Source organism: Thermopetrobacter sp. TC1 (assembly GCF_000746275.1).
In the GTDB taxonomy this organism is placed as follows: domain Bacteria; phylum Pseudomonadota; class Alphaproteobacteria; order Rhizobiales; family Aestuariivirgaceae; genus Thermopetrobacter.
Map to the genome: position 1 here is coordinate 737,345 of NZ_KN050828.1, position 12,284 is coordinate 749,628.

Consider the following 12,284-nt stretch of genomic DNA (forward strand, 5'->3'; position numbering starts at 1 on the left):
ACGATCCACGATCCGGGCGCCAGCGATCGCAAGCGGTCCTGGCCGGTCAGGCTTTAAAGGGGCGTTCTACATCTTCCCGATCTCTACATCAGAAGGTCTTTCGTCGTGACGGCCAGTGCAGCCAACATATCCGAAGCGGCCATGCGCTATGCGCAGGCGCTCCACGCCCTGGCGGAGGAACAGGGGCAGGAGGATGCCGTCGGCGCCGATCTCGATGCGCTCTCTGAAGCGCTTGCGGCCTCAGAGGAACTGAAGCGCTTCATCAAGAGCCCGCTGCATGATGCGGCCGCGCAGGAGCGGGGCATGACGGCCATTCTCGACAAGCTCGGCAGCGGCGAGCTGACACGCCGGCTTGTGCTGTTGCTGATCCGCAATCGCCGCCTGGCGCTGCTGCCGGAGGTGATCGCGGCATGGCGCGCCATTGTGGCGAAGAAGAAGGGGGAGGTCTCCGCCGTCGTCGTTTCGGCGAAGGCACTGACCGCCGCACAGAAGAAAAAGGTGGAATCGGCGCTCAAGAAAGCACTGGGCGGCGGCGTTTCCATCGAGAACGAGGTGGATCCCGAGCTCATCGGCGGGCTGGTGGTCCGCGTAGGCTCGCGGATGATCGACACCTCCATCCGCACCAGGCTGAATTCCCTCAAGGCAGTTCTGAAAGGGGCTTGAAGCATGGATATCCGGGCAGCGGAAATTTCCGCCATCCTGAAGAAGCAGATCGAAGGCTTCGACAAGGACGCCGAGGTCTCCGAGATCGGAACGGTGCTGTCGGTGGGCGACGGCATCGCCCGCGTCTACGGTCTGGACAATGTCATGGCCGGCGAGATGGTCGAGTTCCCCAACGGTCTCGTCGGCATGGTGCTCAATCTGGAGCGCGACAACGTCGGCGTGGTGCTGTTTGGTGATGACCGCGGCATCAACGAGGGCGACACGGTCAAGCGCACCGGCGAGATCGTGCGTGCGCCGGTGGGCAAGGCGCTGCTGGGCCGCGTGGTGGATGCGCTGGGCAATCCCATCGACGGCAAGGGGCCGATCGAGACTGACGAATACCGTCTGGTGGACGTCAAGGCCCCCGGGATCATTCCGCGCAAGTCCGTGCATGAGCCGATGCTGACGGGTCTGAAGGCAGTGGATGCGCTTATTCCCATCGGCCGCGGTCAGCGCGAGCTCATCATTGGCGACCGTCAGACCGGCAAGACCGCCATCATCCTCGACACCATCCTTAATCAGAAAACCTACAACGAACAGGCCAAGGACGAGAGCGAGAAGCTCTACTGCATCTATGTGGCGGTGGGGCAGAAGCGCTCCTCGGTGGCGCAGTTCGTCAAGATCCTCGAGGAATATGGCGCGATGGAGTATTCCATCGTGGTGGCGGCCACGGCCTCGGAGCCGGCGCCCCTGCAGTTCCTGGCGCCGTTCACCGGCTGCGCCATGGGCGAGTATTTCCGCGACAACGGCATGCACGCCCTGATCGCCTATGACGATCTGTCCAAGCAGGCGGTGGCCTATCGCCAGATGTCGCTGCTGCTGCGCCGTCCGCCCGGGCGTGAGGCCTATCCCGGTGACGTGTTCTATCTGCACTCGCGCCTGCTGGAGCGCGCGGCGAAAATGAGCGACGCCTATGGCGCCGGTTCGCTGACCGCGCTGCCGGTGATCGAGACCCAGGCCAACGACGTGTCGGCCTATATTCCGACCAACGTCATTTCCATCACCGACGGTCAGATCTTCCTGGAAACGGATCTGTTCTATCAGGGCATTCGTCCGGCGGTGAACGTGGGCCTGTCGGTATCGCGCGTGGGTTCGGCCGCCCAGATCAAGGCCATGAAGCAGGTGGCGGGCACCATCAAGAACGAGCTGGCGCAATATCGCGAGATGGCGGCCTTCGCCCAGTTCGGCTCCGATCTTGATGCGGCAACGCAGAAGCTGCTCAATCGCGGCGAACGCCTCACCGAGCTTCTCAAGCAGCCGCAGTTCTCGCCGCTGAAGGTGGAGGAGCAGGTGGTGGTGCTCTTCGCCGGCACGCAGGGCTTCCTCGATCCGCTGCCCGTGGAGAAGGTGGGCGAGTTCGAGAAGGGTCTGCTGACGTTCATGCGCGAGAAGCATCCGGAGATCCTGGAGACGATCCGTACGGAAAAGGAACTCACGGACGAAACCATGGCCAAGCTGCGTGAGGCGGTGGAAGCCTTCGCCAAGGCTTTCGCCGGGTGAGGCGCTGGGCTTTTAAGCGCTTCGGACATCACGCAAGCATGAAGTTCAAGGTGAAAGGGGCTGATCGATGCCCAGCCTGAAGGACCTGCGGAACCGGATCAATTCGGTCAAGGCGACGCAGAAGATCACCAAGGCCATGCAGATGGTGGCCGCCGCCAAGCTGCGGCGGGCGCAGGAGGCCGCCGAGGCGGCCCGGCCCTATTCGGTGCGCATGAACGCGGTGATCGCCAAGCTGGCCGCCAACCTGAAGGATCAGGAAGGCGTTTCGCCGTTCCTGAAGGGAACGGGCCGGGATGATGTGCATCTGCTCGTGGTCTGCACGGCGGAGCGCGGCTTATGCGGCGCCTTCAACGCCAATATCGCCAAGCTGGCCGCCAGCGAGATTGACCGGCTGAAGGCGGCGGGCAAGACGGTGAAGGTCCTCTGCGTCGGCCGCAAGGGCTTTGACCTGCTCAAGCGCACTTACGGGGATCTCATGATCGACGATCCGGTGGACTTGAAGCAGGTGAAGCGCATCCGCTTCGAACATGCACACGAGATTGCCGACAGGCTGATTCGCATGTTCGACGAGGGCGCCTTCGACGTCTGCACCCTGTTCTATTCCGAATTCAGGTCGGTCATCTCGCAAAAGCCCCGCATGCTGCAGCTCATTCCGGCCAAGCTGGAGGATCTGGAGACAGAGGAGGGTGAGCAGGCCCCTGTTCAGAGCAATGCGGCGGAGGGGCCGCCGGCGGCCTACACCTACGAACCGGATGAGAAGGAGATCCTCAACGATCTCCTGCCGCGCAATGTTTCCGTTCAGGTGTTTCGCGCGCTTCTGGAAAATGCGGCTTCCGAGCAGGGCGCGCGCATGACGGCGATGGACAACGCCACGCGCAACGCCGGCGAGATGATCCGCACGCTCACACTGAGCTACAACCGGCAGCGTCAGGCGCAGATCACCAAGGAACTCATCGAAATCATCTCCGGCGCCGAAGCCCTGTAAAGCTTTCTAGGCGCGTCAGAGAGGAACGAAAGGCCACATCGAGGATCCGATCATGGCGAAGGCGAAAGAGACCAACCAGGCGAGCAAGGAAATGGAAGCGGCCAAGGCCGCCGGTGGCAAGGCGGGCCGCATCGTCGAAGTGAAGGGGCCGGTGGTGGACGTGCAGTTCGACGATCACCTGCCGGACATCCTCAACGCGCTGGAGACCGTCAACCAGGGCAAGCGGCTGGTGCTGGAGGTGGCGCAGCATCTGGGCGAACACACCGTGCGCTGCATCGCCATGGACGCCACCGAGGGCCTGGTGCGCGGTCAGGAGGTGGTGGACACCGGCGCGCCCATTTCCGTGCCCGTCGGCGAGGAGACGCTGGGCCGTATCCTCAACGTGATCGGCGAGGTGGTGGATGAAGGGCCTGCGCTGAAGACCAAGGAGAAGCGCGCCATCCATCAGCCGGCGCCGGCCTTTGTCGAGCAGTCCACCGAGGCGGAGGTGCTGGTCACCGGTATTAAGGTGATCGACCTGCTCACGCCCTATCCGCGCGGCGGCAAGATCGGTCTTTTCGGTGGCGCCGGCGTGGGCAAGACGGTGCTGATCATGGAGCTGATCAACAACGTGGCCAAGGCGCACGGCGGTTATTCCGTCTTCGCCGGTGTCGGCGAGCGCACGCGCGAGGGCAACGACCTCTATCACGAGATGATCGAATCGGGCGTGAACAAGCCCGGCGGCGGCGAAGGCTCCAAGGCGGCGCTGGTCTATGGCCAGATGAACGAGCCGCCCGGCGCGCGCATGCGTGTGGCGCTCACCGGCCTGACCGTTGCGGAATACTTCCGCGACCAGGGGCAGGACGTGCTGTTCTTCATCGACAACATTTTCCGTTTCACCCAGGCCGGTGCGGAGGTCTCGGCGCTTCTGGGCCGCATTCCCTCGGCCGTGGGCTATCAGCCGACGCTGGCCACCGACATGGGCGCCCTACAGGAGCGCATTACCACGACGAAGAAGGGGTCCATCACCTCGGTGCAGGCGGTCTATGTGCCGGCGGACGACCTGACCGACCCGGCGCCGGCCACCACCTTCGCACACCTGGACGCCACCACGGTGCTTTCCCGCTCCATTGCGGAAAAGGGCATCTATCCGGCGGTGGATCCCCTCGATTCCACCTCGCGCATTCTTGATCCGCGCGTGGTTGGCGAGGAGCATTATCAGGTGGCGCGCGAGGTACAGGCGATCCTGCAACGCTACAAGGCGCTTCAGGACATCATCGCCATTCTCGGCATGGACGAGCTTTCCGAGGAAGACAAGCTGATCGTGGCGCGCGCGCGCAAGATCGAGCGTTTCCTCTCCCAGCCCTTCTTCGTGGCCGAGGTCTTCACCGGTCAGCCCGGCAAGTTCGTGGAGCTGGAGGATACGATCAAGGGCTTCAAGGGCCTGTGCGCCGGTGAATACGACCACCTGCCGGAAGCGGCCTTCTATATGGTCGGCACCATCGAGGAAGCCATCGAGAAGGCCAAGCGCATCGCGGCGGAGGCGGCATAAGGAACGCCTGGCAACGGGGGCTGGGGCCGCAGCGGAGAAAGCGGCCGCGCGCCGGCTTGAACAAACGGAGGCGAAAAGGTCATGGCGGAAGCCATTCAGCTGGAACTGGTCAGCCCGGAAAAGGAGCTCGCCTCGCGCCTGGTGAAGCAGGTGGTGGTTCCGGGAACCGAGGGCGAGTTTCAGGTCATGCCCGATCACGCCCCGGTTCTGACCACGCTCAAGCCCGGCGTGCTGGCGATCACGGAAATTTCGGGGGCGGAGACGCGTTTCTTCGTGCGCGGCGGCTATGCGGAAGTGGCGAACAATCAGCTCATCGTGCTGGCGGAGCGCGCCATTCCGCTGGAACAGCTTAGCGCCGCCGAGATCGATCGGGAAATCCGCTGGGCGCAGGAAGACCTGGAGGATGCCCGCGACGAGGAAGAGCGCCGCAAGCTTTCCGAACGGCTGGATTTTCTCATTCAGCTCAAACAGGCGCTGCAGCTTGGGCACTGAACCGATTGCAAAAAAAGACACAGGCGGGACGGAAGCGGAATGTGCTCCGTCCCGTTTTTTCAAAGAAGGCAGAGCTGAAGCCCTTTGCCCCCATAAAGGGCGCGTTTTTCTCGTGAATGAAAATTCTCAAGCCTTGCCGCTGGGCGCGGGTGCATTCCGGGTCTAGACTGTCTGCACTTATAGAGCCTGGACCAAAAGAAGGCGGTGAAAATCCCATGAGCGATCAGCATGAAGACCGGATGCGGGCCGGTGCGCGCAAGATCCTTCCCGGTGTCTGCGCGGATCTGGATGTCGAGGAGGTTCTGTTTTTCACCGATGCGCATCTTGCCGCTGCGCCGGAAGTGGCCGGCCTCGTTGGCGCGCTGGCGGTGGAAGGCCTGGGCGTGCATGTGCAGGCGGTGCCGGCGGGGCTGCCTTCTCCGAAGGCGGCGGAAGCGCTGGCCGATGCGGTGCGGGAGCGCAAGGCCGACGGCATCGTGGCGCTGGGTGGCGGTGCGGTGATGGATCTGGCGCGCATGGCAGCCCTTTTAGCCCCGCATGAAGAAAAGCGGGCCGAAGATTTTGCGCTCGGTGTTGATTCATCCTCGTCACAAGAGATTGCCCGCGGACAGGAAAGCCTTGCAGAAGACGGGGCGCAGGTGCCGGTCATCGCCCTGCCGACGACTTTGGCAGGCGCGGAGACATCCGCCTTTGCCTTTCTCGTGGATGCCGAGAACCAGCGGCGGCTTGTAATCCGCAATGAAGGGCTGGTGGCGGATGCGGTCCTGCTGGATCCGGAACTGGCGCGCGGCCTGCCGCTTGAGCTGTTCAAGGCCAACATGCTGCTTGCGCAGGCGCATCTTCTGGAGGCGGCGCTGGCCGGCACGGATGAGAACCAGCGGCAAGAGGCCTGTTCCCTGCTTGAAGGCCTAAGGGCATTGCTGAAGGCCCTGGCGGAAACGGAAGAAATCACGCAGTCACAAATTCTGGAAGCGATGAAACTGGCAGGCTTGGCCGGCGGCCTCTCGGAGCGGCAGTTTGGCGGCCTGCATGCTCTGGCGGCACAGCTTAGCTTACGCCATCGCGGCCATTACGGCACCATGCTGGCCATTCTGCTGCCCTCTTATCTGGCGCGCCTTGCCGAAGCACCCCTGCCCGCAGGTGTCACGGCAGACGATGCCATGAGCCTGCAGGCAACGGCGGAAGAAATCGCCCGGCTGCGCGAACGCTTCGGCCTGCCTGCGCGACTGGCCGATGTGGGCGTGAATGAAGCGGAACTTCCTGAAATCGCAACGCATGCGGCAGCGGATCCCTTGATGCGCTCTTCGCCCTGGCCCATGGATGAGGAGATCTTGAGCCAGATCCTGCGCACGGCGGCCTGAGCCCATGTGCCCTTTACGGGATTTGGCGAAAGCCTGATCGAAGATGCCGCTTCTTCCTTGATGGCCCTGGCCGTTCACAAAAGGGGGAAATTGGTGATCAAGGGCCTTGCGCCCCGCTTCATGCTGGGCCATGACTGGCGGCCATGAAGGATCTGCGTCTCATTGCCGAAGAACTTTCCTGCCGCCGGGGCGGGCGCATGGTTTTCAGCAATCTCTCCTTCGCAGTGGAGTCGGGAGAGATGCTCATCCTGCGCGGGCCGAACGGCGCGGGGAAAACGTCCCTGTTGCGCACCATCGCCGGGCTGACGCCCCCGGCTTCCGGCCGGCTCATTCTCGAGGGCGGCAGCGATGATCTCACCATTGGCCAGCAGGCCCATTACATCGCGCATCAGAATGCCTCCAAGCCGCAGCTGAGCGTGCGCGAAAACCTGTATTTCTGGCAGCGATTCCTCGGCGGCGATGAAAGGGCCATTGCCGCGGCCATGGAGGCCATGGATCTCGTTCATCTCGCCGATTATGACGCCGCCCTGCTTTCCGCCGGGCAAAAGCGGCGGCTGGCCCTGGCGCGGCTGTTGCTGGCCGAAAGGCCCTTGTGGCTGCTTGATGAACCAACGGTGGGGCTGGATGTCGCCTCAGTGGAACGACTGCGGACGGTGATGGATGCGCACCTCAATGCGGGCGGCATCATCATCGCCACCACCCACATCGATCTCGGCATGGCGCAGGCGCGCACCTTCGAATTCCGCGAGGAGCACTGGGCGGTGCAGCTGGAGGGATTCGACTGATGCTATCGCCATTTCTTTCGGTCATCGGGCGGGACGTGAAGCTGGCCTTCCGGGCCGGTGGCGGCATCGGCACGGCCTTCGGCTTTTTCCTCACGGTGGTGGTGCTGCTGCCCATCGGCATCGGGCCGGATCAGGCCCTGCTGCAGCGCATCGCCCCGGGCGCACTGTGGATTGCACTGCTCATGTCGGTGCTGCTCTCAGCCGATCGCATCTACACCGCCGATTATGAAGACGGCTCGCTGGAAGTCATGGCCATCGGCCCGGCGCCGCTGGAAGTGGTGGCCCTGGCCAAGGCGCTGGCGCACTGGCTGACGGCGGGGCTGCCCCTGGCCATTGCGGCGCCGCTTCTGGGCTTTCTGCTCAATCTGAGAGCCGATCTCGTGCCCGGCTTGCTGCTGTCCATGATCACGGGCTCTCTCGCCCTGTCGATGCTGGCCGCTCTCGGCGCGGCCGTCACCGTGGGCCTGCGCAAGGGCGGGCTGCTCATCTCCCTGCTCATCCTGCCGCTTTACATTCCGCTGATGATTTTTGGCGTCACCGCGTCCACCGGCGGGCAGGCCGGGCCGGACATCTCCACCTCGTCCTATCTCATTCTCGCCGCGGTGGTTCTGCTTTCTGTTGTGGTTTCGCCGGTGGCTTCAGCTGCGGCCTTGCGGGCGCACATGCGCTGATGGCCATTATGCCGTGGTGTCAGCCGATGATCCAGCTGTACCATGGCGCTTGCGCTTGCCACGCCTGTGCAGGCGGGCGAGAGCGCCTTCCACCAGGGAATAGGCGGCCGGCACCACCACAAGGGTGAGCAGCGTGGAGCTGATCATGCCGCCAATGACCGCCACTGCCAGCGGCTGGTTGGTATCGGCGCCTGCGCCATAGCCCAGGGCGGCCGGCAGCATGGCAACGATGATGGCGGCGGAGGTCATGAGCACAGGCCGCATGCGGATGGGGCAGGCATGCAAAAGCGCCTCGGTGATGCCCATGCCGCGGGCGCGCATCTGATTAGTGAACTCAATCAGCAGGATTGAGTTCTTGGCCACCAGCCCCATGAGAAGCACCAGCCCGATCATCGAAAAGATGTTGAGGCCAAGGCCGGCCAGCCACAGGGCCGCCACGCCGCCGGTCATCGCCAGGGGCTGGGCGAGCATGAGCACAAAGGGCTGGATCATGGAATTGAACTGGCTGGCCAGCACCATGTAGACGAGGATGATGGCGGTGGCGAAGACGAAGGTGATGTAGCCCAGCGTGCGGCCGAATTCCTCAGCGCGGCCAATCATGCGCACGGCATAGCCCGGCGGCAGGATCTTCGCCGCCTCCTGTTCCACGATCTTCACCGCCGTGCCGAGCGGCACCGTCGGCGTGGCATAGAAGGGGCCGGAATATTTGAGATCAAGCCGGGTGATCTCGGCGGGGCCCACCCGTTCCTTCAGCTTAACCACGCTTGAGAGCTGCACGAGCTTTCCCGCGGCGTTGCGCAGATAAAGCGCGCCGAGGTCCCGCCGTTCGCGCAATTGCCCTTCAAGAGCCTTTAAGCGGATGTCATAGCGCTCCCCGTCTCCGGGCAGATCATTGTACTTGGCAATATCAACACCACCGGCCAGCACATTGAGCGCAAGGGCAACATCAAGCGGCGTCAGACCGGCCTGCGCGGCGCGGATCCTGTCGATCTCCGGCACGAGCTGCGGCATGTTGAGCTGCAGGTCGAGATCCACCCGCCCCAGCTCGGGATAGGCTTGCAGGCGCTTGAGCAGCTGCCCGCTTGTGCGGGCGACGACTTCGAGGCTGGGCCCGGAGACCACGAACTGCAAAGGCTCACCGCGTTGCCCGCCAACAACGGGCACCGGCGCGGGAAAGGCCTCAACGCCGGGGATATCAGCCAGCTTGCGCCTTAGGTCTTCGATGATCGCATACATGTGCCGCCGGCGTTCTTCACGGGGCTTGAGACGCACATAGATCGTGCCGCGATTGACGCGTCCGGTCACGCCGGTACCGATGGTGGAGAGATGGCCATCGATTTCAGGCTGCTTCTTCAGAACGGCTTCAATGAGGCGCAGGCGGGTATCCGTGTATTCAAGGGAGGAGCCAAGCGGTGTCTTGAAGGTGATGACAAAGCGGCCTTCGTCCTCCGGGGGCAGAAAGCTCTTGCCCAACTGGCCGATGAAATAGCCGACAGGCAGAAGCGAGGCGAGGGCCAAAACCAGCACAAGCCAGCGCACACGCAGGGCTCCTTTCAGCAAAAGGAGATAGCCCCTTTCCATGCCCCTGAAAGCCCGCTCTAAGGCACGTGTAATAAGGCCCGGGTTCTGCTGCGGCCGAAGCCAGCGCGCGCAGAGCACGGGCGTGAGCGTCAATGCCACGAACAGCGAAATGAGCACGCCGAAAGTGACAACCACGCCAAAGGACCGGAAGAAGCGGCCGATAATACCGCCCATGAACACCACGGGGGCAAAGATGGACACCAGCGTGAAGGTGGCGGCCATGACCGCAACCAGAACTTCGCTGCCGCCCTCCGCCGCGGCACGGGCGGGATCGCCCTCAGGCTTCGCCTCCATGTGGCGGTAAATGTTTTCAAGCACGACGATGGCGTCATCAACAACCACGCCGATGAGCAAGAGCAGGGCGAGCAGCGTGAGGGAATTGAAGGTGTAGCCGAAGAAATACATCACGGCCACCGCCCCGAGCAGCGAGACGGGAATGGCCACCGAGACGATGAGTGTTGCCCGCAGGCTCTTGAGAAAGAGCCAGACAATGAAGGCGGTGAGCACGGTGCCGAGAACGAGGTGTTCCTCCAGCGCCCGCACCAGCTCGAGGATGAGATCCGATTCATCGGTGGCCACTGACAGGCTCATGCCGGGCGGCAGGCTGGGCACGATCTCGTCCTTCAGGCGCTGCTTGACGCGATCAATGACGGCAACGGCATTGCTGCCCGTCACCTTCACGATACCCAAGGCAATCGTGGGCCGGTCATTGTAGCGGGCGAGCTTGCGCGGATCGTCAAGAGCGTCGCGCACGTGCGCGATATCGCGCAGCCGAACGGGCGCACCCTTACGCCAGGTGATGACGAGATCGCGCAAGGCGGCCGGATCATGGTATTCCAGATCCAGCTTGATCAGCATTTCGCGCGGGCCATTGACCAGCTGACCACCCGGCATCTGGAAATGGCGGGCGGCGAAGGCCTTCATCACGTCCTGCACCGTCAGCCCGTAGGCGGCCATGCGGAAGACGTCCAGCTCCACGCGGATGGTGCGCTCGCGTCGGCCGGCGATTTTCACCTCCCCGACGCCATCGATATTCTCAAGCCGCTTTTTCAGCACGCGGCGGGCATAGAGGCTGAGATCCTTGAGCGTGTGGTTCTCGCCCTGCAGCGCCAGCCAGAGCACGGGAAAGGCGCCGAATTCCACCTTGCGCACCGAAGGCGCGTCGGCATCCTTCGGCAGCTGGCTGACAACCTGACTGACGCGGGCCTGCACCTCGTTGAAGGCAACGTCGATATCCTTGGTGAGCTCGAACATGATGAGCACCACCGAGGCGTTGGGCAGGGAGCGGGAGGTGATATGGCGAATGCCGGGCACGGCATTGACGGCGGATTCGATGACGTTGGTGACGCTGGCATCCACCACCTCCGGGCTGGCGCCGGGCAGGGTGGTGACCACGGAGATCATGGGAAAGTCGATGTTGGGATAGCGATCCACGCCGATGCGCGAAAAGCTGATGACGCCGAAGAGAACGACAACGGCGCTCAGCATGGCGGCGAAAACGTGATGCCGGATGAAAAGGCGGATGAGGGCCTTCATGAGCGGGGTGCTCCCTGCCTGGCCAGGCGAACCTTCATGCCATCGGTGAGGAAACCGGCGCCATCAACAACGATGCGTTCCCCGCCCTTCAGCCCGGAGAGAATTTCAACGCCTGCTTCCGTGGAAATGCCGGTTTTCACAGGCACCGCGCGCACCCGATCCCTATTGAGCACGAAGACGACAGCCCCATCGGCGCGCAGGACAAGGGCGGGGCGCGGCACGAGAATGGCCGCCGGCACCTTTCGGATGCGCACCCGGCCGATGATGCTGGCGCCGGGGCGCCAGGCATGGATGTTGTCGAAGGTGACAAGCGCAAAAACGGCGCGTGATGCAGCGTCCACCGCCGGGGAGATGCGGGTGATTTCGGCGCGGACCGGATGATTGGGATCGGCCGGGTTTTCAAGACGCACAGGCAAGCCGGCCTTGAGCCGGGTGCTGAGAATTTCCGCAAAAGGAAGCCGTGCGCGCAGTCTGTCCGTGGCGATGAGGGCAAAGGCGGGCCTGCCGGGCGCAATATAGTCCCCTTGCGAGACGAAGCGCCTGCCAACGCGGCCATTGACGGGGCTGCGTATGATGGTGCGCGCCAGTTGCCGCCGCGCCTGATCAAGAGCGGCACGGGCAACATCCCGTTGCGCCTTCAAGGCATCATAGGCGGCGCGGGCATCATCCAGACTTGAGCGCGGGGCACTGTCCGTGCGCACAAGGCGCTCCAGACGCTGCAGTTTGAGGCGGGCGCCGCGCAAGAGGGCTTCCGCCTGTGCTAGCTGGGCCTCGGCACGGGCAACAGCAATACGATAATCGGCATCGTCAATGAGGGCGAGGGGCTGTCCGGCCGTTATCGTATCGCCCTCATCAACGAGAACACGTTTGATGCGCCCGGCCACTTCCGCCGCCACGGTGGGCGTGGCGACGGCTTCCAGCGTGCCGGTGGCCACGCGCCAGTCCTCCAGCATCTGCGGGCGCACGGTCATGACCGTCACCACCGGCGCATGCTCCGATGCATCTTTCGAGGAAGCAGGCGCGATCGCTTTTTCATCGGCCGCAAGGGTTAGGGAGGCGGATGCGGCGAAAGCGAGAGCAGCCAGGCTGCGCATCGCCCAAAGAGAAAACCTGCCCATGATGCCGAAATGCATATGCATG

10 protein-coding genes are annotated in these 12,284 nt (G+C 63.5%); 8 read left to right on the top strand and 2 right to left on the bottom strand.

The genetic code is table 11. The features are described from left to right. The first annotated feature begins 105 nt into the window (after positions 1 to 105). From EK16_RS07015 to ccmB, 8 genes are all read left to right on the top strand, one after another. The gene (locus EK16_RS07015; RefSeq protein WP_038035504.1) at positions 106 to 663 is read left to right on the top strand and encodes a F0F1 ATP synthase subunit delta; all 558 of its coding nucleotides are present in this window, start codon (positions 106 to 108) and stop codon (positions 661 to 663) included. Positions 664 to 666: 3 nt separating this feature from the next. Beyond that, positions 667 to 2,202: a F0F1 ATP synthase subunit alpha gene (gene atpA, locus EK16_RS07020; RefSeq protein WP_038035507.1), complete on the top strand. Its 1,536-nt coding sequence runs from the start codon at positions 667 to 669 to the stop codon at positions 2,200 to 2,202. Between the two features lie 67 nt (positions 2,203 to 2,269). Next, positions 2,270 to 3,187, top strand: a complete 918-nt coding sequence (locus tag EK16_RS07025) for a F0F1 ATP synthase subunit gamma (RefSeq protein WP_038035510.1) — start codon at positions 2,270 to 2,272, stop codon at positions 3,185 to 3,187. Between the two features lie 52 nt (positions 3,188 to 3,239). Then, on the top strand, positions 3,240 to 4,718 hold the full coding sequence (gene atpD / locus EK16_RS07030) for a F0F1 ATP synthase subunit beta (protein WP_038035512.1): 1,479 nt from the start codon (positions 3,240 to 3,242) through the stop codon (positions 4,716 to 4,718). Between the two features lie 81 nt (positions 4,719 to 4,799). Then, the gene (locus tag EK16_RS07035; RefSeq protein WP_038035513.1) at positions 4,800 to 5,210 is read left to right on the top strand and encodes a F0F1 ATP synthase subunit epsilon; all 411 of its coding nucleotides are present in this window, start codon (positions 4,800 to 4,802) and stop codon (positions 5,208 to 5,210) included. Between the two features lie 215 nt (positions 5,211 to 5,425). Next, on the top strand, positions 5,426 to 6,571 hold the full coding sequence (locus EK16_RS07040; RefSeq protein ID WP_197059638.1) for an iron-containing alcohol dehydrogenase family protein: 1,146 nt from the start codon (positions 5,426 to 5,428) through the stop codon (positions 6,569 to 6,571). A 152-nt stretch (positions 6,572 to 6,723) separates the two neighbouring features. Next, positions 6,724 to 7,356 carry a heme ABC exporter ATP-binding protein CcmA gene (gene ccmA / locus EK16_RS07045; protein WP_051929132.1) on the top strand — a complete coding sequence of 211 codons (633 nt, stop codon included), beginning with the start codon at positions 6,724 to 6,726 and terminating at the stop codon, positions 7,354 to 7,356. Then, positions 7,356 to 8,027: a heme exporter protein CcmB gene (ccmB, locus tag EK16_RS07050; protein WP_038035515.1), complete on the top strand. Its 672-nt coding sequence runs from the start codon at positions 7,356 to 7,358 to the stop codon at positions 8,025 to 8,027. The genes ccmA and ccmB overlap by 1 nt, the downstream gene beginning before the upstream one ends. A 6-nt stretch (positions 8,028 to 8,033) precedes the next feature. Here ccmB and EK16_RS07055 read toward each other — a convergent pair whose 3' ends face one another. Both EK16_RS07055 and EK16_RS07060 read right to left on the bottom strand, forming a co-directional pair. Beyond that, positions 8,034 to 11,144 (bottom strand): efflux RND transporter permease subunit, encoded by a 3,111-nt coding sequence (locus tag EK16_RS07055; protein ID WP_038035517.1) that lies wholly within the window; start codon positions 11,142 to 11,144, stop codon positions 8,034 to 8,036. After that, positions 11,141 to 12,283 (bottom strand): efflux RND transporter periplasmic adaptor subunit, encoded by a 1,143-nt coding sequence (locus EK16_RS07060; RefSeq protein ID WP_081910338.1) that lies wholly within the window; start codon positions 12,281 to 12,283, stop codon positions 11,141 to 11,143. The genes EK16_RS07055 and EK16_RS07060 overlap by 4 nt, the downstream gene beginning before the upstream one ends. Between the last annotated feature and the right edge of the window lies 1 nt (position 12,284).